We start from the raw sequence: 22,406 nt of genomic DNA on the forward strand, positions 1-22,406 counted from the left end.
GTGAGGCCCAAGATGGATGTGGCGATCGACGGCGGCCAGACCGGACTGCGGCTGGGCCTGGCCGTGGCCGGACGAATCCGGGAGGTACGGGAGGTCCCCGGCCTGTCATACGCGGAAGGCTCACCGGTCGATGCCGTGCTCGCCCGGATCGAGACGGCTTGGGGCGAGGCCGGCTGGAGCGGTACGAGCTGGGGTGCGACCGACCGAAGCGGGACGGACCAGCGCGAGGCCGACCGAAGTGGAGCAGGTTCTGACGAGGCCGACCGAATCGGAGCGGCCTTAGGCGAGGTCGACCGGACCGGGGCGGGCTGGGGTCAGGTCGACACGATCTGCCTGGGGTTGACCACGATCCTGGACGATCCGGACAAGCTGGCCGCCCGCCTCCTCACGATGGCCCGGCGCGTGCTGATCACCACCGACGTGGTCACGTCGCACGCGGGCGCGTTCTCCGGCGGGCCGGGCGTGGTGCTGGCCGCAGGCACCGGCGCCATCGCCCTGGGCATGGGTCCAGGCGCGGGCATGGACGTGGGCGCGGGTGCGGGCGTGGCCGAGAGCGCAGGCGCAGGGGCGGGCGATGGCGCGGGCGCAGGTGAAGGCTCGGGTGTCGGCGGGGGTGGCGAGATCCGGCAGGTGGACGGCTGGGGCTACCTCTATGGCGACGCGGGCAGCGGGTTCTGGATCGGCCGTCGCGGGCTCGACGCGGCATACCGAGGGTTCGACGGCCGCTCGGCGCCGGGCCCGCTCACCGCGAGCGCCCGCGCCGTCTTCGGCGACCTCGCCGAGCTCCCCGCGAAGCTCTACCTGGCTCCGGACGCGGTGGCGCGGGTCGCGCGCTTCGCCGTACACGTCCTGGAGCTGACCGAAGACCCTACGGCCCGCGCCATCGTAGAAGAGGCGGGCCGTGAGCTGGCGTGCACGGTGGCCGCCGCCGCCCGCTGTTTCCCGGCGGGCACCACGGTGCCCGTCGCGTGGACGGGCCGTCTGTTACGCGGCCCCGTGCTGCGTGCCGGGTTCGAGGCCGAGCTGGCGCGGCGGCTGCCCCAGGCCCGCCTGCGACCCCCCACGGGTGACAGCCTCGCGGGCGCCGCCCTGCTGGCCGCCGCCGACGACCCTGGCCGCTACGACACGATGATCAGGACGGTACGGCGATGAGAGTGGGATACGGCAGAGTCGAGTTCGCCGTGCCGGACGGCACCCCGATGGGCGGCTACCTCGACCGCCCCGGACCGTCCACCGGCCGGCTCGACCCGCTGGAGGTCAGCGCGGTCACCTGGTTCGACGGAGAGCGCCGCTTCGCGCTGGCCACCGCCGACGTCATCTGCGTCAACGAGGACCTGGCCCGGCGAGCCAGGCAGCTGGTGGGCTGCGAGCTGTGGCTCGCCGCCAGCCATACGCACGCGGGACCCGAGACCGGCTGCGTGCCGGGCGGCGGGCCGACGCCGGAACCGTGGCTCGACCGGATCGCCGAGGCGACCCGGGCCGCCGTAGGGCAGGCGATCGCCGGCGAGCGGCCGTGCGCGGGCACGGCGCACCACGGCGAGCTACGCGGGGTCGGAGCCGACCGGAGCAGGCCGTCGGCGGAGGCAGTGGTGCCGCTCGACCTGATCGCTGTCCGAGCCGATGGGCCCGCCGCCCAAGCCGGTGGGCGCGTCAACCGAGCCAGTGGGCTCGCCGGAGTCCTGGTGGTGCTGCCCGTCCATCCCACCGTGCTGCCTGCGGCGAACCGCCTCACCAGCGCCGATCTGGTGGGGTCCGTACGCCGGAGCCTGCGGGAACGGCTCGGCGAGGACGTGTGGGTCGTGGTCGCCACCGGCGCGGCCGGCGACATCAGCACCCGGCACACCCGGCGGGGCCAGGACCCGGCCGAGCTGGACCGGCTCGGCGGGGTCGTCGCGGATCGCTGTATCGAGCTGCTCGCCGGGCCCACGGCCCAGAGCAACGCCGAACCGATCGCCGCGCCCACGACCCCGGGCTGGTCGGCGGACTCGCGGATCTCCTCGGCCGAGCGGCGCCTGACGCTCCAGCCCGCCTCCGTGGCGGCCGACCCGGCGGCGCTCACCGCCGGCTACGAGGCGGCGCTGGCCGCAGGCGATCCCGTCGCCACGCGCCTGGCTCGCAGCAGGCTGGAAGGCGTACGCGCGCGCACCGCCCCCCTGGCCCCCATCGGTGTGACCGTGCACGCCACCCGTCTCGGCGGGCTCGCCATGGTCGGGCTGCCCGGCGAGCCGTTCCTCGCCGTCGCCGAGAACCTGCGCGCCCCGGAGGGGGTCGTCCTCGGCTACGTCAACGGCTATCCCGGTTACCTGCCCACGATCGACGCCTACCAGCGGACCGAGTACGAGGTGCTGGCCAGCCCGGTGGCCCCGGGCAGCGCCGAGTTGCTCGCCGAGACCGCACGACACCTCCTGGAGGAATCTTGATCGACCAGAACGCGTACGCCGAAACCGCACGAAACGCAGTGAACCGGGTGCTCGACGCGGAGCGGTCCGTGATCGAAGAGGCCGGCGGCCTGATCTTCGCGGCGCTGCGGGCGGGCGGAGTGCTCCAAGCCTTCGGCACCGGTCATTCGAGGTCGATCGCGCTCGAGCTCGTGGGCCGGGCCGGCGGGCTGGTGCCCGCCAACCAGCTCGGCATCCGCGACGTCGCCTACTACGGAGACGCCTCGCCGCGGGACATCCTCGACCCGAAGGTCGAGCGCGAGCCGGGTCTCGCCCTGCGCATCTGGGAGCTGGCCGACATCAGGCCGGAGGACATCTTCGTGATCATCTCGAACTCCGGCGGCAACGCGTCCATCGTGGAGATGGCCCGCCTGGCCAGGACGCGTGGGCACCGCGTCATCGCCATCACCTCGCGCGCCCACACCGCCGAGCTCTCCGTGGACGAGCGGCTGGCCGACCTGGCCGACGTGGTCATCGACAACGGCGCCCCGTACGGGGACGCGGCCCTGCCCCTGCCCGGCGGCGGCGCCATCTGCCCGGTCTCGAACCTCACCGGCGTGCTGATCGCCCAACTCCTGGTCGCCGAGGTCGCCGGCCGTTTCCTGGCCGCCGGACAGGCCCCGCCCGTCTTCAGGTCCGCCAACACACCCGGCGGGGACGCGTACAACGACAGGCTGCTGGAGGGCTACGGCTCCCGCGTCCGCCTCGGCGACGCCTGAACAGCAACAGGCCCTCGTACGCCGAGCGACGACAGGCGCGCGGACGCCTAAGCCTTGACGAGCCGGTACGGCTGGCGGGGCCGCCCTGCCTGTGTGCCCTTGACGGGGGGCATCGGCCAGGCCAGCCCCTCCTCCGCCAAGCTCTGCAGCACCCGGCGAGCGCTGCGCGGCGCGATGGCCAGTACGTCGGCCACGATCTCGGCGTCGACCACCATCGCGTCGGGGCCGTCGCCGAGCCCTTCGACCAGCCGGTCCAGCAGCTTGGCCGCCTTGGTGGTGGCCACCGGGCCGGTCTCGGGCTGGCGGCGCCGGCGTACCGGCAGCGAGAGCGCGGTGCCGTCCCCGCTGACCAGGTACGCCGCCGCGGCGCCGGCGTTGCGTGCCTTCTCCACGGCGATCAGCGCGTTGGCGTCGGCGTCGCGGGCGGTGCCGCCGAGGCCGATGCCGACCTCGGCCGCGACGCCGATGTCCGCGAGGATCCGGTCCATGAACGGCGCCACCCTGAACCCCTCGGTCGCCTGGCGCAGCGCGCCGAGCGTGGTGGTCACCACATAACTGTTCTCGTCGCGCGGCACCACGGTCGCGCCCATCAGCCGGGCGTCGGCCAGCAACGACTGGTGCAGCGACAGCTTGAGCTCCTGCTGCCAGTAGTTGCCCGGCCCCGAATAGCTGGGTCTCGCCGAGGCGGCCAGCTCCACCACCACGATGGCGATCTGCGCGTCCTCCAGCCGGCTGCCCGTGCCGAGCAGGGCGGCGGTGTTGAGCGCGACGCGCAGCGTATGGGACGTGGGCAGCATGCGCAGCACCGGCACCCCGGCGGCGGTCAGCTTGGTGGCCACGCTCCTGATCGTGGTCAGCGCCGCGGTGGTGGCGCCCTGCCGGTAGAGCCGTTCGTGGAACTCGATGAAGCCGCGCGCCGACTCCGGCTGGTCATACTCCGACAGATGGACCTCCGCCGTGCTGACCCCGATCTCGCCGTAGGCCTCTTCGACGTCGGCCGCGAGCAGCGAGTCGATGCTGACCCGAGCCGGGTCGAGGCCGTGGGTGAGCACCCCACGCAGCAGGCTCGCGTACAGGCTGGCCCCGCTCATCGGCACGAACGTCGCCGGAACGGGCAGCTCGCCCGTCTGCCTGGCCAGGTCGTGCTGGAGCGGCCCGGTGAACAGCACCACGTCGATGCTGTCGGAGATCTTCGAGAATTTCTCGTAGGTCTCGTGCTCCTCCGCGTGTGACGCGCCGACCAGCCGCCAGTCGGCGGCGGCGGGCAGCTCGGCCCCGATCATCATGATCTGCTGGACGAGATCGTTCGGCCCCACGATCCCGATCGCCACCCTGGACCGCGTCTCGGAACGCAGCCGATCCATGATCTTGATCACTCCCGTCCGGATCTCCACTGAAGCAGGCGGGTCATCGTGCCGCCGAGCACGGCGGCTCGGTCCTCCTCAGTGAGGCCACTGAAGATTACCCGTCCCAGCGACATCCGTAGATCAATGAACGGGAAGTCGGACCCGTAGACCACCCGGTCCGCTCCCACCTCTCTTACCATTCTGGCGATGTCGGCGCCGCTGTTGAAGGACCCGCACACCTCGAGCACCACGCCGGGACGTCGCCGTGCCACCTCGATCGCCGCGTCGAACCCGTTCGGCGTGGCGCCGGCGTGCCCGGCGAGGATCACCACGTCGGGGTAGCGGGCCGCGACCTCGTCCACCATGGGCAGGTCGTTGTACGGCGAGCCGTCATAGGTGTGCGTGAGCACCGGGCAGCCCGTGCGCTGCGCGAACTCCCACACCGGCGCGTAGCGTCCGCCGGTGAGCGGATAGTCGTGCAGGTCGGGGTGGAGTTTGATGCCACCGAACCGGTGGTCGGCGCCCCACATCTCCAGCTCTCCGGCGGGGTCCTGCCAGGGGTTCACGGTGAGGTACCCGGTGAAGCGGCCTGGCGCGCGGCCGACCACCTCGGCCGTCGCCGCGTTCCCCGCCGCGGCGTCCAGTTGGATCGCCAGGTGGCTGGAGATGACCGCGTGCGACACCCCGCACCTGTCCATCACCCTGACCATGCCGTCGGATCCCGCGTCGGGGATGAAGAAGAGGCTGTACGGGCCGACGTGGGCGTGCGCGTCGACGATCCGCACGCTGGTCTGCGGGCGCCGCTCCCACAGCGCGGACGTAAGCGCGTTCACCGCGCCACCAGCGTTCACCGGGCGGCCAGCGGCAGCAGGCCCAGCAGGGTGCCGGAGCCGATGGTGGCGACGGCGTCGTCGTCCAGTTCGGCCCACATCAGCCGGGTGACCGCCTCCGCCGGATCCCTGAGCGGCGCCCCGGTGCCGAAGACCACGCGGCCCGCCCCGTACCGCTCGACGAGCCATTCCAGCCCGCAGTGCGAGGAGAGGTTGGCCAGCCCGATGTAGACGTTGTCCGTACGGGCGAGCACCCCGGCGGCCTGCCTGAGCACGCGGTAGCCGAGTCCGCCGACAACGACGGGCAGGCCGGGGTGCCGGGCGGCGACCGATTCCAGGGCGGGCCAGCCGAGTTGGGGCGCGTCCACGAGCAGCGGCAGCCCGGCCTCGGCGATGGCGGCGAGCATCGCGGCGGCGTCCCGCCCCGCCAGGTCGTAGCCGTGATCGGCGGGATAGGCGCGGACGGCGCGTACGCCGCCGTCCAGCGCGGCGGCCACGAACTCGGCGGCCGTGCCCGTCTCGCCGCAGGTGTCGGGGAGCATCACCCAGCACGGATGCAGCCGGGGCTCGCCCGCGACCAGGCCGAGCAGCTCCCTGTTGCCCGTCGCCGGATCGTGCAGCCACGACAGGGTGTGGCTGACCATGGCCTCGGCGATGCCGAACCGGTCCATCCTGGCCATCGCCTCCGTGATCGAGCCCGTGCCGACATCCCTGCGCGGGTAGCGGCCGAGCATCGCGTCAGCGTCGATCAGCATGAACCATCCAATCCTCGGGGACTTTGGAAAGCTCGTCGCGATAAGGGAAGATCCCGACGGTGAATCTGCCGTCATGGCGGCGCAGGCCGAGCGAGTGGATCTCACCGTACGCCGCGGTCCTGGTGGCGGGGTCCGGGATCCGGGCGGGGCCGCTGCCGTACAGGACCTCGTCCGGTGGTTCCAGGGGCAGCACGAGGATGCCCGGCCCGCGTGTGCCGGCGTACCCGGCGCCGTGCGCCACCCACGGTGACAGGCCGTGCAGCTGCCAGATCGCCTCCGCGTCGATCCGGTCGGTGACCACCCAGTACGGCGACTCGCCCTTGACGAAGACGATCCGGCGGTCGTGCCGCCTGCCGTAGCCGTGGTGGTGCCCGGCGAAGACGTCCGCTTCGGGCGAGACGGAGAACACGTCGCAGGCCGCCCGGCGGTCCTCGGTGTACTCCTCGCCGGGGACCAGCAGCGTGTTGTGCGCCCTGGTCGCCTGGTACCAGTCGTAGTAGAGGGGGTCGTCGTAGGACGGCGGGCCGCCCGCCTCCCAGGCCAGGGGCACGCCCCAGCCGGACAGCACGAAGTCGAGCGCCGCGTGGTGGCTGTGCGGCTCCAGTTCGTGCCCCACGTACGGGCCGTAGTTGACCACGGTGTGGAAGCCGCCCGCCCGGAAGGTCGCGTACCCGCTGGCCTCCAGGTTGTACGACTCCTCGACCGGCCGGCCGAGCTCGGGCCAGACCACACCGCTGTCCTGGAGGTGCGGCACCCAGCCGCCCGGCGTCGCCAGGACCTCCAGCCAGTGCCGCATGGCCAGGTAGCGGGGATGCCGGGACAGCTCCGGCTCGACCGCCGCGGCCCTGTCGACGCTACCAAGGCACATGTCGTGGTAGCCGGGAGATCGCTCATGGTGCCCGCCGTCGGCACGTACGTCGTGCTCCAGGTGCTCCAGGATCCGCGCCATGGCGACCTCGGCCCACTGCGCCGCCTCCGGCAGATCGGCGAACACCCTGGAGGTGTGGAGCAGCTCGCAGGCGGTGACGAACTGCCAGTTGCCGTGCCGGAACGCGTCGTGTTCCTCGGCGGACCACCGGGCGCCGCCGAGCACCGTCTTCATCATCTCCAGCCAGCAGTCGTCGCTCAGCGCGGGCTCGTCGGCGAAGACGGCCAGCGCCTCGGTGACGTACATGGCGCGGGCGCGGACGCCGAGGGAGTACCAGACCACGTCGAGGCCCGGCCAGTCGCCCTGGACCAGGTCGCGGGCGGCGTACCACTGGCGGAACAGCCGGTCCCACTCGGCGGCGTGACGCGGGTCGCCGGTCTCGGCGTAGGCCGTGATCAGCGGGGTCATCCACCTCAGGTAGTGGAAGCCGTACAGCTGGGAACGGCCGTGACCCTTGTCCAGGAAGTCGACCTCGATCCCGTGGAGATCGTCCGCTCCCGCCGAGCCGAGGGCCGCAGGTACCGGCCGCGGCCGGCGCCAGGGCCTGGCCTCGGCGACGCTCGGCGCCCCGAGTGCTTCGAGCAGTGCCTCGTCGGTGATGTGCAGCATCCGCACGGGATCCACGTGAGGTGCTTTCTCCACCGGCATCAGAGCTTCACCGGCGATCCCGTGCGGGCGGACTCGTGCGCGGCGGCGAGCACGGCGGTCACGTGCCGCGAGCTCTCCACGCTGATCAGCGGCTCCGCGCCGGTGCGGGCGCAGTCGACGAAGTGGTGGATCGCGTCGCGGTAGGCGCCGGCGGGGACGCCGTGGACCACCCGCTGGAGCATGTTCCGCGGGTAGGCGTAGGACTTCTCGGTGGCGAGCTGGATGTTCTCCTTCTGCCGGTCGAGCTGGATGACGCCCGACTCGCCGACCACGGTGACGTAGCTGTCCACCATGGTCGGGAAGGTGTTGGGGTAGATCCAGGCCGACTCGAAGGTGGCGACCGCGCCTCGGGAGAAGCGGGCCTGGATCTGCATCGCGTCGGGGGTGTCGATGCCCAGGCCGCGCAGCTTGCCGTGGCGGGCGGTGGCGTAGACCTCGGCCACCTGGTCGTCGTACAGCCAGGTGAGCAGGTCGATGTCGTGGCTGGACAGGAACCAGGCGCAGGTCGTCTCGTCCGCCCAGCCGATCATCTCGGTGGGCACGTGGATCGTGTCGTCCTTGCGGGCGTAGCCCACGACCGGCTCGCCGATCAGCTCCATCTGCTGCTTGGCCTGCGCGTACGCGGGCACCCAGCGATGGTTGAACAGGCACATCGCGGTCACGCCCGCCCGCCGGATCGCGGCGACGGAGCGGTCGGCGTCCTCGACGGTCGTCGTGAACGGCTTCTCGACCAGGATGTGCACGCCCGCCTCGGCGGCGGCCACCATCACGTCCGCGTGCAGGTGGTCGGGCGTGGTGATCGACACGGCGTCCACCGTGCCCGAGGCGAGCAGCTCCCGGTAGCCGGGGTAGACGGTCGCGTCCTGGGCGTGCTCCAGGGCGTGCCGGGCGACCGCCGTGATCTCGACTTCGGGATGGGCGGACAGGACCTCGGCATGGCCCCGGCCCATGATCCCCGCGCCGACGATCCCGATTCTGAGCCTAGGCAAGCGCGTCATTCCATTCCTTCTCGGCGGCGTCGAGCGCCTCCTTGGCGCTCTTGGAGCCCTGGAGGAAGGCCCTGACCTCTTCGGCCAGCGACTCCCCGAGCTCGGTGTCCTTGGGCGTGCCGAGCGGGGTGTACTCGAGCTTCGGCAGCCCCTTGACGATCACCTGGCGGGCCAGGTCCATGGGGTCGTCGCCGCCACCGCCGGCGAAGAAGGCGTCCTTCGTCGAGGAGATGGTCGAGGGATAGATGGGCACGAGCTTGCAGAAGGCGAGCTGGTTGGCCCCGTTGGTGAAGAACTTGATGAACTCGGCCGCGGCCCGCTGGTGCTTGGACGCCTTCGGAATGGCGAAGGTCTGCTGGGCCAGGAGCAGGTAACCGCCGGTCTTCGTCTGGACGGGCTCGGTGATGAGCAGGTCCTTGTAGACGTCCGGGGCGTTCTTCTGGATGTTGAGCAGCGTCGCCGCGAACGTGCTCGCAGACAGGGCGAGCTGGCCGTTGTCCAGGCTCTGCGGGAAGTTGCGTACGTCCTTGGAGACCGCTCCTGGCGCGATGCCGTGCTTGTCGTAGCTCTGCTTGAACCGGTCGAGGAGGGCGGCGACCTCCGGGGTGTTGAACGCGGCCTTCTTCTTGTCGGCCGACAGCAGCTCGACGCCGTAGTAGCGCAGCACGCTGGCGGTGTTGATGCCGGGGATGTCGTTGGTGCCGTAGACCTTGGTCTTCTCGTAGACCTTGTCGGCCAGGGCGAGCGCCTCGTCGTACGTCTTGGGCGGGGTCGTGCCGTCGAAGCCGGCCTTGGCCACGACGGACTTGCGGTAGATGCCCACCGGCGTGCCGCCGTTGTACCAGGGCACGGCGTACAGCTTGCCCGACACGCGCAGCGGCTCGACCAGGTTGGGCTGGAAGTCGGCGAGGTCGGCGGCCTTGAACGCGTCGTCGAGCGGGCTCAGCGACGGGACGAACCTGCCGATGTCGGTGGAGGCGAGGTTGACCGCGTCCGGGACGTCACCGCTGGCGACCGCCGCGAGCATCTTGGTCGCGATGTCCTGGCCCGGCACGTCGACCCAGTTGATGCGGACCTTGGGGTGGTCCTTCTGGTACTGGGCGATCAGCCCTTCGATGTAGGCGCTGTAGTTCTTCTTGAGGTTGATCGTCCAGAACTCGACCTCGCCCTCGAAGGGCTGGTCGTCGGCCACCGCGGCGGAGCCGCCGGACGTGCCCGCGACGCAGCCGGACGTCACGAGGGCCAGCGCGAGCACGCCTGTCGCCAAGGCACTTCTCTTCATCACCGCGTACCTCCGCCAGAATATGGCCGTCCTTAATCTCTTCTTTCGGCACCATGCCAGTCCGGCGCATAGACCGTCAAGACATGCATCTTGACGCTCTCAATCGACCGTCTATAAGCTTCGGCCAAATTCTGGCCAGCCCTTATCGATTCTTAGGTCGGCACTATTGGCAATCCAAGGGATGTGACGCCGATGACCACCAGCCGGATCCCAGGGCAGCGCTGGTACACGCCGTACCTCTTCCCGATCCCGGCCCTGGTGCTGTTCGGCGTCTTCTTCGCGTGGCCGGCGATCACGGCGCTGCAGCTCTCGTTCACCGACTACGACGGGGTGACCCCGCCCGTCTTCGCCGGGGTGGACAACTTCGTCAAGATCATCGGTGACGCCCGGTTCTGGACGGCCCTGCGCAACTCGCTGGTGTTCCTGGTCGGGCTGTTCCCGCTGCTCGTCGTGCTCCCGCTGCCGCTGGCCGTACTGGTCAACCAGAAGCTGCCGGGCATCAGGACGTTCAGGATGCTCTACTACCTGCCGGTCGTGACCTCGATGGTCGCGGTGGCGGTGGCCTGGAACTACGTCTTCCACCAGCAGGGCGTGCTCAACTGGCTGCTCACCGGGTTCGGCGTCCTCGACGAGCCGATCCAGTATCTGCTCGACCCCGCCTGGGCGCTGCCGGCGCTGATCCTGGTGGAGGGCTGGAAGAGCATGGGCGTCTACATGATGATCTACCTCGCGGGCCTCCAGACGATCCCGGCGAATCTGTACGAGGCCGCCAGGGTGGACGGCGCGAGCGCCTGGCGCCGGATGCGGAGCATCACCGTGCCGCTGATGATGCCCTACATCGCGGTCACCATCACGATGACCATGCTGGACGCGATGCAGGCCTTCACCACGGTCTTCGTCATGACCAAGGGCGGGCCGCAGGACGCCACGCTCATGCTCGGCTACTACATCTGGTCCGAGGCGTTCGAGAAGTACGACATGGGCTACGCCAGCGCCGTCGGGCTCGTCCTCTGGGCCCTGCTGATCGTCATGGCCCTTCTCAACTATCGGCTCACCAGGGGAAAGCAGGTCGGGCATTGACCCCCAGACTCGGCTGGTGGCTGCGCCGGGCAGGCATGTACGTCCTGCTCAGCGCGATCGCCCTGGTGTTCGTCGGCCCGTTCCTGATCCTGCTGTCGGCGGCGCTGAAGCCGTCCGGCCAGGCCGTCTTCTCCTTCCCGCCCGACATCATCCCCCGCCCGCCGGTGCTCACCTGGGCCGAGGAGGCGTGGACGGCCATCCCGTTCCCGCGCTACCTGCTCAACTCGACGCTCCTGGTCGTCGTGATGGTGCCGGCCTACATCCTCGTGTCGGCGCTGTGCGCCTACCCGCTCGCGCTGATGAACTTCCGCGGCCGGAGCGTGATCTTCTTCGCGATCCTGGCCACGATGTTCATGCCCGGCGAGGTCATGCTGCTGCCCAGGTTCCTGGTGGTCTCCCAGATCGGGATGGCCGACAGCTACCTGGGGGTGATCCTCCCAGGGCTGCTCTCGGCCTTCGGGATCTTCCTGTTACGCCAGACGTTCGCCGGGGTGCCCCGCGAGGTGGTGGACGCCGCCAGGACCGACGGCTGCCACGAACTGCGCATCTTCTGGCACGTCATGCTCCCCGCCGCCCGTCCCACTCTGGCCATCCTCGGCGTCTTCGGCTTCATCTCGGTCTGGAACAGCTTCATCTGGCCGATGGTCGTGCTGAAGGACTCCGCGCTCTACCCCATCGCGCTGGGGATCGCCTACCTCGCCGGCATCACCGGCACCGACGTCCGCAGCCTCGCGGCCGGCACCGTGATCTCGATCGTGCCGGTCGTCGTCTTCTTCATGATCATGCAACGTCACGTACTCGAAGGCATGAGCGGTGCGGTAAAGGGCTGACACCGCGCACCACCCCCCGGAGGTTTCCACCGATGTTGACACGCAGGCAGTTGACGCTGGGCGCGCTGGCCGTAGGAGCTCTGAGCGCGATGCCGGGCACGGCACGCGCGGCGGGTTACGACTACACCTCCCGCGAGACGTTCGACCTGTTCGACAAGACCTTCCACGAGAGCGGCGCCGTCGGCCAGCCGACAGACACCAACGAGGTCGGCGGCCTGGGCTGGGGCGCGTCCTACGTGCTCGCCGCCTACATCAGGATGTACGAGGCCTACCGCGACACCTACTACCTGGACCGGCTCATCCACAACGCCGATCTGGTGCTCGCCCAGCGCGACTCCGAGCGCGGCGTGACCGACTACCGAGGTCTGTCGCTGCCCGCCTGGCGCAACCTCAGCTACACGGCGGGCGGCGTGAGCCTCCTGGACGCGGCCGGGCAACCACTGCTGGAGGTGCGCACCGCCCTGACCAACGTCAACGACGCGGTGGCCACCGTACGGGCGGGCACCGGCGAGGGCCGGTTCACCCTTGAGGTGGCCAACCCCAAGAAGAACCGCACGTCCACCTTCGCCGAGCTGTCGATGGACCCGGCCAGCCCCGACTACGCCGTGCGGCGGATCTTCGACGCCTACCCGTCGCCGAACATGGTCACGGCCAAGGACCTGCGCCCGTCCCCGTCGGGGAACGCGCTGCCCGCCCTGGGCACGGCCAAGCCGGCCGCCGCACCGGCGATCTTCACCGTGCACACCGGCATGATCACCTATCCGCTCGCCTCGTTCGTCCGGCTCGTCCACCAGAACCCGCGCCTGCGCGCGAACCCCCGCTACCGGAGCAAGGCCGCCGAATACCTCACCGCGGTCAAGGCCGCGGCGGCGGTGCACGACCCCGAGTGGGTACGGACCGACGCCGGGCTCGGCTACTTCATCTGGCTCAAGGGCATGCCCGTCCCGTACGACGGCGTGGAGCAGCCCCACAACCAGAGCCTCGGCCTGGGCCAGACCTACGCCGAACTGGCCGCCGCGACCGGGGACCCCGTCTTCCGCGACCGCACCCGCCGCCTGGCCCGCGGCTTCGCCGGCGACCTGCGCACCGACGCCGACGACGCCTATGTCTGGTCGTACTGGCCGACCTTCGGCAAGCTCTACAGCGGCTACACCAAGGCCGACAACATCTCCGAGTGGACCCCGTCGTACGGCACGCCGCCCAAGGGCGCGCAGCAGATGGAGGACCTGAGCCACGGCGGGATCGACGTCGAGTTCGCCGCCGTCGCCCACCGCTGGGGCCTCGGCTTCCACGACCGGGACCTGGGGCGCTTCGCCCGCACGTACACCAAGAACATGGCGACCACCGACAACGGCGTCGCCACCACCTTCGTCTCGGTGGACGGGGGCGGCGGCCTGGCCCCGGCCGGCCAGTATCTCCAGGCGCCCCGCTTCATGCCGGTGGCCCGGGGGGACAGCGCCCTGTTCCCGCACGCGCGGGCGGTGTACGTGGACCACGCCGTCGAGGCCCCCATGGGCTCGACACTGCTCTGCGTCGCGTACCTCAACTGGTACGCCCGCGGCTGCCGCTGACCACGAACACCCGCCGGGCTCCGTCCCCGAACGGGGCCCTTCCCGGGGACATCAGCCACAACAGACCGCCCTCTCCCTCTCCGCCGAAGGCGGTATCCCTCCTGAGGGACACCAGCCACAACGAACCGCCGCCTTCTTCTCCCCCGAAGGGGCGTCCCTCCCAAAGACACCAACCACAACGGACCACCGCAGAGCCCGAGACGGTCGCGTGACGAACCACCCCGGGGATCATCGCGGTATCGTGCCTGAGGTGAACGGGGTCGAGTTGTTCCTGCTCGGACGGACGCTGATGAAGATCGGCGAGGAGGCCATGCCCACCGAGGGCATCGGCGAGCACTCCACCAGCGTCCGGACCGTCCTCATCGTGGTCAGCGACATCCGGGAGCACCCCGACACCTCCGTGGGCGAGGTGGCGGCCCGCACCGGCCTGCCGCAGAGCGCCGTCTCCGGCGCCGTCGCGCGGCTCAAGACCGTTGGCGCCCTGGAGACCATGACCGACCCCCGCGACCGGCGGCGCTCCCTGATCAGGGAGTCGCCGCAGGTTTCGGCACGGCTGTCGGAGGTACGCGCCACACCCGTGGACGACGCCGTGGCCGCGGCCCTCGACACCGACGACCGGCACGACATCGCCGAGACGGTCGAGATGCTGGAGGAGCTGGCCCGGCGCCTCATCCCCAGAACGCTCAGCCGTTAGCCGTACGAGGGAGTTGATCGACATCGAACGCACCGTGATCGACGGCAGGCTCGCCGAGGCGTCGGAAGTGACGCTGGCCGTCTCGGCGAGATACGGGCACTTCACCGCGATGCAGGTCAGACAGGGCCGGGTACGCGGCCTCGACCGCCATCTCGACCGGCTCGACCGAGCCACCGAGGAGCTGTTCGGCCGCCCGCTCGACCGTGGGCTCGTGGTCGACTCCATCAGGTCGGCCCTGGGCCTGGACCATCGGCAGCCGGCCGTGCCCGACGCGTCCGTGCGGGTCTATGTGTGCGAGGTCGAACGCCTGCACGTCCTGGTGACCGCCAAGCCGCCCATCGAGATCGCCACCACCCCGCAGAGCCTCAAATCGGTCCGCTACCAGCGCTTTCTCCCGCACGTCAAGCACCTGGGCGGCTTCCCCCAGGGCTACCTGGGGCGGAAGGTGCAGGCCGAGGGCTTCGACGAGGCCCTGCTCACCGCGGACGACGGGGTGATCTCCGAGGGTTCGATCACCAATCTGGGCTGTTTCGACGGCACGCGGGTGATCTGGCCGGACGCGCCCATGCTGCACGGCATCACGATGCAGCTCATGGAGGCGGGGCTGACTCGGGCGGGTGTGCCGTACGAGAGCCGGGTGTTGCGGGTGGCGGATCTGCCGGACTTCGAGACGGTGTTCCTGACGAACTCGCACGGCGTCGTGGCCGTGGGGCAGGTCGACGATCTGACGCTGAAGGTGGACGAGGCGGCGATGGGCCGGCTGATCGGCTACTTCGAGGGCATGCCCTGGGAAGAAATCCATCATTCTTGATACATCATTCTTGATGCATTAGTGTGAGTGTCATGGAAACTGGCATGTTGCGGGTGGCCGGCGCGCATCTCTACTTCGAGGTACGGGGCACCGGCCCCGTCCTGCTGATCTCGCAGAGCGGCGAGGGTGACGCCGGACGCAGCGTCGACCTCGTGGACCGGCTCGTCGCCGACCACACGGTGATCACGTACGACCGGCGCGGGCTCTCGCGCAGCACCCTGGACGACCCGGCCCGGGGCGCGACCGTCGAGGAGCACGCCGACGACGTCCTGCGCCTGCTCGACCATCTGACCGGCGAGCCGGTGACGATGCTGGGCATGAGTTTCGGTGCCACCATCGGGCTCCACCTGGTGGCGAGCGGCCGGCTGAGCAGGCTGATCGCGCACGAGCCCGTGGCGCCGTGGCTGCTCCCCTCTGACGAGTGCGCCGGCCACCGGCGAGAACTGGCCGAGGGGCAGGAGATCTATCGGCGTGACGGTCTGCCCGCCCTGATCAAGGAGATCAGCAGGACACTCGGCATCGACCTCGCCGCCAAGGACATCGAGCCGGACCTGACCCCGCAGCCGATGACCGAGCAGCGGGCCGCCAACTTCGGCTACTTCGTGGAGCACGACTGGTCGGCGATCATCGCCGACCGGCTGGACCCGGCCACGCTGAAGGGCGCCCCGATCGTGCCCGTCGCCGGTCGCGCCACGCCGCACACGGTCTTCGACTATCGATGCGCCGGGGAACTGGCGCGGCTGCTCGGCACCGATCTCGCGCACTTCCCGGGCGGACACAACGGCAACACCTCGCACCCCAGGGCGTACGCGGCCTCACTCCGCGAACTCCTCGCGTAGCGCGGCTCCGCGAACTCCTCACGTAACGCGGCTGCGCGGACTCCTCGTGTAACGCGGCTGCGCGAGATCCCCGCGTTGCTCTTTCGCGCAGTCGGGCCCGGAGCCCGCCGTCGCTTCCACTTTTCCCGAAATATCGCCACCGCAGGTGAACTGTCGGCGATCATCCCCGCATGGACGCTGCGGAATTCCGCCCCGAAGACCTCGAACGGATCACCGCCCAAGCGGAGCAGATGCTGCTCCGCGTCGAAGAGGTCCGCAAGGAGGTCGACGTGGTCGTCGGCCGAGGCACCGGCGCGGACGGGCAGGTGCGGGTGGCCGCCGGTGCCAACGGGCGGCTGGTCGAGCTGGTCATCTCCCCGCGCGCGATGCGCCTGGACAGCCAGAAGCTCGCCGAGGAGCTGCTGCGGGCCGCCCAGCAGGCGCAGGACGAGGCCGACAGGAAAGCCAGGGAGGTCATGGCCGACACGCTCAGCGAGTCGATGCCGACCCAGCGGGAGCTCGACGACCGGTTCAGCCAGGTCCTCGAGTCCTTCGAATCGTCGATGGACGAGCGCATGCGGGCCATCGACGAGCGGCGCCGGGGCACGACCTGAGCGACACTTCGAGGTTGTTTGAAGAATGCTCCCCGCCGACCCCGCCGATCTAGGGTGTCGGCGGGTATGCATGTGCGCAAATGTCGCGGGATGTGAATTTGGTGGCCATTCGGTGGCAGAAGGCGGCACGGCGGAGAATTGCGGGCCTCGTCGCGCTCGCGGTCGTCGCCGCGCTCACGGGCATCGGGTTCTTCCTGGGCACGGGTGTGTCCAGCGCCCGGCCCAAACTCGCCGACATCGGCGCCTGGCTCGCCAGCGCGCTCAACGGTGAGGTCGTCCACGCCAACGGCCTGTCCGGCCAGGTCGACGGCCGCGTGGACCTGGCCGCCGCGAAGGGCGACGAGCTCAAGGTGGTCCAGGACGGCAACAGCGTGCTCGTCGTCGACGAGTCGACCGGCCAGGTCAGCCGCATCGACCCCACCCAGCTCGAAGTCGCCCAGACCAAGAGCCTGGGCGCCGGCGGGACGCAGCTGGTCATGGGTGCGGGCAAGGCGTACGCGATCGACCCGAAGGCGGGCACCGTCCAGCAGGTGAACCCCCTGACCGTGGACACGATCGGCGCCGCGATCACGCTCAAGGGCCCGCTCGGCCAGGCGGGCATCGACAAGAACGGAACCCTCTGGGTGCCGGTTCCGGAAGAGGGCACGCTGGCCCAGATCAACGGCGCCCAGCAGGGCAAGGCCGTGACCGTGGGCGAGCCGGGCGACCCGCTCACGCTGACCATGGCGGACGGCGTACCGCTGGTCACCAATTCCGCCGCCGCGTCGGCGATGGTCATCGGCTCGACTGGTACGCGGCTCACGGTGAGCCTGCCCAGCACGGTGACCGAGGCCGGGCGCGGCGGCATGCTGATGCCCGCCGTCGCCGAGGCCACGATCGTCCCGATGCTCGCGCCCAAACAGGGCGCGCTGGTGCTCGTGGACACCGCGAGCGGCGCGCTCAGCACCGTGTCGGTGAAGGGCGGCAAGCTCGGGGCGCCGCAGGCTCTCGGCCGCCGCGTCTACATCGCCGACGAGAGCACCGGGCGGCTCATCGTGTACGACACGGTGGCCAAGAGGTTCGACGCGGAGAAGGTGATCACCGGTAAGGCGGGGCCGCTGGAGGTGTTCGTCAAGGACGGGCTGCTCTGGGTCAACGACCAGTTCAGCGAGACCGCGCTGGTCGTCGAGCAGGACGGCCGGGCGCACCGGGTCGGCAAGTACGACGAGGCGCTCGGTCAGAAGGACACGCCTACGCCGCTGCCCGTACCCACCGGCACGCCCACCATGGCGCTCCCGACCACCGTCCCGACCCGGCAGACCACCCAGCCCACGGCCCAGCCGACGGCCCGGCCCACGGTGACGGTCACGCGTACCCCGAAGCCCACCACGACGAAGCGCTCGGAGACCCCCAGCCCACCCCCGACCAGCACTCCGACGCCTACCCCAACCCCGACACCCACCCCCACGCCGACGCAGACCCCCGGCCCGCCGGGCACCGTGACGGCGAACTCGGGACCCGGCTGGATGGAGATCGTGTTCACCCCGTCGAGCCAGGGCAAGGCCACCGGCTACACGCTCAAGGGCGCCCCGGACAGCGCGAACGTGACCCCGGACCGCGTACGCTCCGACGGCCCCTTCCAGTTCCGGGTCACCGGAGGCCGCTGCGACCAGGAGTACACCTTCCGCGTCGCGGCCCAGTACGACGGCGGCGAGTCCGTCTCCGACCCCACCATCCCGGTACGCCCCTGCGTCGCCCCGGGCAGACCGGCGAGCTTCGAGGCCAAGGGCAAGAACCACGGCGCCGACCTCACCTGGTCGGCCCCCGACAACGCCAAGGACGGCGGCGTCAGTTACGTACTCGAAGGCCCCGGCCAGCACCCCGGCACCCTCGACGGAACCAGCGCGGAGGTGACCGGCCTGAAGAACGGCCAGGACTACACCTGGACCCTGCGCGCCAAGAACGGCGCCGGCGAGGGTCAGGAGCGCGCCGAGGCCAAGGCCGGGCTGCAGCCGCCGTCGGCGCAGTTCCGCAACGCGCACAACGACAACAGGGACACCCTGATCCGGTCCGGCCCCTCGGCGGGGGCGGAGGCCGGCCGGATCCCCAAGGGCGAGTACATCACCATGACCGTGATCTGCCAGACCAAGGGCGCGGGCTTCACCGACACCGACACCGGCATGAGCAGCGACGTCTGGAACAAGGTGGAGTCCAGCCGGGGCAGCGGCTGGCTGAACGACGTGCTGATGGACACCCCGAAGGGGGGATTCCCCGCCGCCCCCCTCTGGGAGTGCGAATGATCACCAGAGCGGGCTGGGGCACCCTGGCCGCCTCCGTGCTGCTGTACGCGGTGGCGGCGCCGCTCGGCTACCAGCAGGCGGGCGCGCTGTCGGCCGGCGGGATCGCCGCCGTCGGCGCCGGTCTGCTGTGGACGCTGCGCCGTCCCCGCCTGGAGGTACGCCGCGAGGTCACACCCGTCAAGGTCGCCAGGGGCGAGGCGGCCATCGCGATGCTGCGCGTCACGAACAGGGGCCGCTGGCGGCGCGACGCCCTGGAGGCCCATGACACCTGCCGGGACACCGCGATCGTGGTCGGCGTACCGCCGCTGGCCAGGAACTCCACCGGAACCGTGTCGTACCGGCTGCCCACCCGCAGGCGCGGCGAGACCCCGGTGGGCCCGCTGCGGCTCGACCGGGCCGACCCGTTCGGCCTCGCCCGGCGCACGACCTCGTACGGCCAGGCGGACCTGCTGCTGGTCCGGCCGCGCACGGTGCCGCTGGAGCCGCTGAACTCCGGCAGGCAGCGCCACCTCGACGGCTCCGCCTCCCGCTCGCCGAGCGGCACGATCACCTTCAACGGCGTCCGCGACTACGTGATCGGCGACGACCTGCGGCACATCCACTGGCGGTCCACGGCGCGCACCGGAACCCTCATGGTCAAGGAGCTGGAAGACGTCAGCCTGCCGTACACGACCACGATCCTCGACACCCGCGCCGACTCCTACGGGGGTGACGACGAGTTCGAGCTGGCGGTGGACGCGGCCGCGTCGGTCGCCTGGTCGGCGAGCCGCCGCCGCTTCCCGGTGCGGCTGCTGACCGGCGCCGGCGAGCTGCTGTCCGTCAAGGGCGGCGCCGAGGAGGCCGAGGAGGTGCTGGACCGGCTGGCCCTGGTCGAGCGGACGGCCGACGCGGAGACGCCGGTGGACGCGGTACGCCGCGCTGGCTCGGGTGGGGCGCTGGTGCTGGTCACCGGCGCGCGAACGGCGCTCACGGGCGTCGCGTCGGTGCGGCGGCGCTTCGACCAGGTGGTCTGTGTCTGGGTCGGGGCCTCCTCCGGCGACCGGCCGCCGATGGTGCCCGGTGTGACGGTCATCGAGATCGGCGAACTGGCCGAACTGGCGGCGGCATGGCCTCGCTGACCACCCCGCCGGGCCGACCGGCCGCCCCGTCTACGCCGGACATGGGGCCCACGCCGGACGTGCGGTTGACGCCGGACGCGGGGCCCAGGCCGGACGTGCAGTTCGCGCCGGACGCGGGGCCTAGGCCGGACATGCGGCCCGCATTCGCGCCGGACATGCGGCCCGCATCGGGCATGCGGGCTACCCCGGATGTCCCGCCCACACCGGACGTGCGACCCACACCGGCCCCTCCGCCCGCGCCGGACGTGCGGTCCATGCGGTCGGGCGTGCGGCCCGCGTTGGGACTGCGGCGCTCGTTGGGACTGCGAGGCTGGTTGGGGCCGCGAGGCTGGTTGGGGCCGCGGAACGAGCCGCCGGGTGTCCAGCGGCCTGGGACGTCCGCGACCGCCGCGCCGCTGCCGCCTGTGCCCGAGTGGCGGCGGGTGGCGTCAATCGTCATCGTGATCCTGCTGGCGGGTACGGCCGGGCTGGCGTTCGACGGGGTGTTCGCTCTGAACGCCCTGATCCCCGTGGTGGCCGTGGCGGCGGTCGTGCCGGGAGTGGTGTCGTACGCGCTGGCCAGGATCTTGCCGCTGTGGGCGTCCCTGGCCGTGAACCTGCTTGCCTGGCTGGTGGCGGTGTCGGCGACCCTGTTCAGGGCGCAGGCCCTGGCCGGGTTCCTGCCGAGTCCGGCCAGTGTGCGGGCCGCGCTGCTCGGCGTGCGCGACTCGGGAAAGGCGCTGCTCACGACCATTCTGCCGGCCGAGGGGGACGGCAGGACGATCGTGCTGGCGCACTTCCTGGTCTGGGCGGCGGCGGTGGCCGGGGCCGAACTGGCCCTGCGGACCAGGGCGGTGGTGCTCCCGGTGGCACCGGCCGTACCGGTGCTGGCCGCCGCCGTCGTGCTGGGCGTGTCCGGTCCCGGCTCGCGACTGCCGGCACCGGCCGTCCTCGTCGGGCTGGCCCTGGCTCTCGCCCTGGTCCGGGCGGCCCGAGCGGCCAGGACGTTCGTGGCGGGCGTGCCGCTGCTGGCCGGCCTCGTGCTGATCGCCGTCGCGGCCGGACCGGTGCTGCCGTTCGCCGCCAAACCGTACGACGTGCGGCGGTTGGTGTCCCAGCCGCCGTCGCGCCCACTCGCCGGGGTGAGCCCGCTGGACCAGGTGTCGGCCTGGCTCCAGAACCCGTACCGCCAGCTCTTCACCGTCAGGTCCACGGCCGAGGCGAACTGGCGGCTGGCCGTACTGGACCGCTTCGACGGCGTCACGTGGACCTCCAGCGCCGGATACCTGCCGACGGGCGGCCGAGTCCCCGGCGAGGGGTCCGCAGGCTCGCTCGACGTCGTCGAGCAGCAGTTCACCCTGCAGAAGCTGGTCGGCCCCTGGCTGCCGGCAGCGGACCGCCCGCAGCAGGTGACCCTCACCGGACCGGCACCCGCCCCCACGAGCGACGCCGGGGGCGGCACCCCGACCGGCGCCACGAACGGATCCGCGACCGGCCTGATGGCAGATCCGGCGACCGGGATGCTGGCGAGTGCAGCCGCCGCCACCACCGCTCGCGAGGGCATCACGTACCGGGTCATCTCCGGCATCCGCCGCTTCTCCGCCGCAGAGCTGCGCGAGGCGGTTCCCGCCGCCGACCAGGCCGCCCTGGCACTGCCCAACGGCCCCGACGGCCGTACTCCCCCGCAACGGGCCCGCCTCGCCGCCATCGCGCGCAAGGCCACGGCCGGTGCCACCAGCCCGATGCAGCAGGCCGTACGGCTGGCCGCCTACCTGCGCAAACACGCCGAGTACGACGTCAACTCCCCGCCGGGGCACAGCTATCGCAGCATCCAGTTCTTCCTCACCGAGGCGAAGAAGGGCACGACCGAGCAGTTCGCGGCGTCGTACGCGCTGCTCGCCCGCTCGCTCGGCCTGCCCAGCCGGGTGGTCGTCGGCTTCGGTCCGGGCAAGGCGGAGGGCGGCGGCGTACGGCAGGTGCTGGCGGGTGACGTACTCGCCTGGGCGGAGGTGGAGTTCAAGGGGATCGGCTGGGTGCCCTTCTACCCAACCCCGGCGCGCAGCCACGCGGGCGAGAGCGGCGACGTCGCCGAAGGCGTGTCCAAGCAGCGCCAGGAGGTCGAGCAGGAGATCAGCAGCGAGAACGCGGAACCCGCCCCGACACCGACGCCCCGTCGGCCCACGCCGAAGCCGTCCCCCCGCAAGGAGGACGCGAAGATCGCCTGGCTGCCGGTCGCGGGCGCGGTGGCCGGGGGCCTGCTGGGCGGCTACCTGCTGGCGGTGACCGTACTGCCGCCCCTGCGCCGCCGACGCCGCCGGGCGGGCGATCCGCGGGCGCGGGTGGCGGGCGCGTGGCGGCAGACGGTGGTACGGCTGCGCGCCGCCGGGGTCCCAGCCTCGTCGCGCGTCCTGACGGCTCGGGAGGTGGCCACGCTGGGGGTGACGGCCTTGGGCGCGCACGCGTACGAGCCGCTGACCGGGCTGGCAGACCTGGCGAACCTCACCCGATTCGGCGACGCCCCGGTGGACCAGGCGGCGGCGGACACGGCCTGGCGGCACTACACGACCATCGACGTGCTGGTCAGACAGAAGGTCGCGATACCGCGCCGCCTCGCCCACCGCCTGGCACCCGGCTCACTGCTCCGCTGAGCGGGTCAGCAGATGGGCCCGTCCGTCAC

The 22,406-nt window shown here is 71.3% G+C and carries 19 protein-coding genes; 13 read left to right on the forward strand and 6 right to left on the reverse strand.

Translation table 11 applies throughout. The features are described 5' to 3' along the window. Positions 1 to 12 precede the first annotated feature (12 nt). From ACQP2T_RS50090 to ACQP2T_RS50100, 3 genes are read left to right on the forward strand one after another with little or no spacing between them, the layout of a single operon-like run. Positions 13 to 1,152 (forward strand): N-acetylglucosamine kinase, encoded by a 1,140-nt coding sequence (locus tag ACQP2T_RS50090; protein WP_433511859.1) that lies wholly within the window; start codon positions 13 to 15, stop codon positions 1,150 to 1,152. After that, positions 1,149 to 2,420: a hypothetical protein gene (locus ACQP2T_RS50095; protein ID WP_433511860.1), complete on the forward strand. Its 1,272-nt coding sequence runs from the start codon at positions 1,149 to 1,151 to the stop codon at positions 2,418 to 2,420. Before ACQP2T_RS50090 ends, ACQP2T_RS50095 begins: the two co-directional genes overlap by 4 nt. Beyond that, positions 2,417 to 3,157: a sugar isomerase domain-containing protein gene (locus tag ACQP2T_RS50100; RefSeq protein WP_433511861.1), complete on the forward strand. Its 741-nt coding sequence runs from the start codon at positions 2,417 to 2,419 to the stop codon at positions 3,155 to 3,157. Before ACQP2T_RS50095 ends, ACQP2T_RS50100 begins: the two co-directional genes overlap by 4 nt. A 47-nt stretch (positions 3,158 to 3,204) precedes the next feature. Here ACQP2T_RS50100 and ACQP2T_RS50105 read toward each other — a convergent pair whose 3' ends face one another. The 6 genes from ACQP2T_RS50105 to ACQP2T_RS50130 are packed head-to-tail and all read right to left on the reverse strand — an operon-like array spanning position 3,205 to position 9,935. Next, a complete protein-coding gene (locus tag ACQP2T_RS50105; RefSeq protein WP_433511862.1) occupies positions 3,205 to 4,551 on the reverse strand; it encodes a transcriptional regulator in 1,347 nt (448 codons plus the stop codon). Next, on the reverse strand, positions 4,530 to 5,336 hold the full coding sequence (locus ACQP2T_RS50110; RefSeq protein ID WP_433511863.1) for an amidohydrolase family protein: 807 nt from the start codon (positions 5,334 to 5,336) through the stop codon (positions 4,530 to 4,532). The genes ACQP2T_RS50105 and ACQP2T_RS50110 overlap by 22 nt, the downstream gene beginning before the upstream one ends. Positions 5,337 to 5,350: 14 nt before the next feature. Continuing rightward, a complete protein-coding gene (locus ACQP2T_RS50115) occupies positions 5,351 to 6,088 on the reverse strand; it encodes an amidohydrolase family protein (protein WP_433511864.1) in 738 nt (245 codons plus the stop codon). Further along, on the reverse strand, positions 6,072 to 7,640 hold the full coding sequence (locus ACQP2T_RS50120; protein WP_433511865.1) for a heparinase II/III family protein: 1,569 nt from the start codon (positions 7,638 to 7,640) through the stop codon (positions 6,072 to 6,074). Before ACQP2T_RS50120 ends, ACQP2T_RS50115 begins: the two co-directional genes overlap by 17 nt. 23 nt (positions 7,641 to 7,663) lie before the next feature. Continuing rightward, positions 7,664 to 8,662, reverse strand: a complete 999-nt coding sequence (locus ACQP2T_RS50125; RefSeq protein WP_433511866.1) for a Gfo/Idh/MocA family protein — start codon at positions 8,660 to 8,662, stop codon at positions 7,664 to 7,666. Further along, complete coding sequence (locus ACQP2T_RS50130) at positions 8,646 to 9,935, reverse strand: ABC transporter substrate-binding protein (protein WP_433511867.1); 1,290 nt, start codon at positions 9,933 to 9,935, stop codon at positions 8,646 to 8,648. The genes ACQP2T_RS50125 and ACQP2T_RS50130 overlap by 17 nt, the downstream gene beginning before the upstream one ends. A gap of 192 nt (positions 9,936 to 10,127) precedes the next feature. Between ACQP2T_RS50130 and ACQP2T_RS50135 the strand changes: the two genes are divergently transcribed. The 10 genes from ACQP2T_RS50135 (at position 10,128) to ACQP2T_RS50180 (ending at position 22,377) form a co-directional block, all read left to right on the forward strand. After that, entirely contained in the window at positions 10,128 to 11,015 is an 888-nt protein-coding gene (locus tag ACQP2T_RS50135) for a carbohydrate ABC transporter permease (RefSeq protein ID WP_433511868.1), read from the forward strand. Next, positions 11,012 to 11,845: a carbohydrate ABC transporter permease gene (locus tag ACQP2T_RS50140; protein WP_433511869.1), complete on the forward strand. Its 834-nt coding sequence runs from the start codon at positions 11,012 to 11,014 to the stop codon at positions 11,843 to 11,845. The genes ACQP2T_RS50135 and ACQP2T_RS50140 overlap by 4 nt, the downstream gene beginning before the upstream one ends. A gap of 32 nt (positions 11,846 to 11,877) precedes the next feature. Continuing rightward, the gene (locus ACQP2T_RS50145; RefSeq protein ID WP_433511870.1) at positions 11,878 to 13,416 is read left to right on the forward strand and encodes a hypothetical protein; all 1,539 of its coding nucleotides are present in this window, start codon (positions 11,878 to 11,880) and stop codon (positions 13,414 to 13,416) included. 250 nt (positions 13,417 to 13,666) lie between these two features. Further along, positions 13,667 to 14,110, forward strand: coding sequence for a MarR family winged helix-turn-helix transcriptional regulator (locus ACQP2T_RS50150; RefSeq protein WP_433511871.1), 444 nt, complete (start codon positions 13,667 to 13,669; stop codon positions 14,108 to 14,110). 13 nt (positions 14,111 to 14,123) lie between these two features. Further along, on the forward strand, positions 14,124 to 14,921 hold the full coding sequence (locus ACQP2T_RS50155) for an aminotransferase class IV (protein WP_433511872.1): 798 nt from the start codon (positions 14,124 to 14,126) through the stop codon (positions 14,919 to 14,921). Positions 14,922 to 14,953: 32 nt separating this feature from the next. Further along, positions 14,954 to 15,760 (forward strand): alpha/beta fold hydrolase, encoded by an 807-nt coding sequence (locus ACQP2T_RS50160; RefSeq protein ID WP_433511873.1) that lies wholly within the window; start codon positions 14,954 to 14,956, stop codon positions 15,758 to 15,760. A gap of 170 nt (positions 15,761 to 15,930) precedes the next feature. Next, complete coding sequence (locus tag ACQP2T_RS50165; RefSeq protein ID WP_433511874.1) at positions 15,931 to 16,353, forward strand: YbaB/EbfC family nucleoid-associated protein; 423 nt, start codon at positions 15,931 to 15,933, stop codon at positions 16,351 to 16,353. Between the two features lie 101 nt (positions 16,354 to 16,454). Beyond that, the gene (locus ACQP2T_RS50170; protein WP_433511875.1) at positions 16,455 to 18,632 is read left to right on the forward strand and encodes a hypothetical protein; all 2,178 of its coding nucleotides are present in this window, start codon (positions 16,455 to 16,457) and stop codon (positions 18,630 to 18,632) included. Beyond that, a complete protein-coding gene (locus ACQP2T_RS50175) occupies positions 18,629 to 19,750 on the forward strand; it encodes a DUF58 domain-containing protein (protein WP_433511876.1) in 1,122 nt (373 codons plus the stop codon). The genes ACQP2T_RS50170 and ACQP2T_RS50175 overlap by 4 nt, the downstream gene beginning before the upstream one ends. Beyond that, the gene (locus tag ACQP2T_RS50180) at positions 19,738 to 22,377 is read left to right on the forward strand and encodes a transglutaminaseTgpA domain-containing protein (RefSeq protein WP_433511877.1); all 2,640 of its coding nucleotides are present in this window, start codon (positions 19,738 to 19,740) and stop codon (positions 22,375 to 22,377) included. Before ACQP2T_RS50175 ends, ACQP2T_RS50180 begins: the two co-directional genes overlap by 13 nt. Positions 22,378 to 22,406 lie beyond the last annotated feature (29 nt).

Origin of the sequence: Nonomuraea sp. CA-143628, from assembly GCF_050942315.1 — a bacterium.
GTDB lineage: Bacteria > Actinomycetota > Actinomycetes > Streptosporangiales > Streptosporangiaceae > Nonomuraea.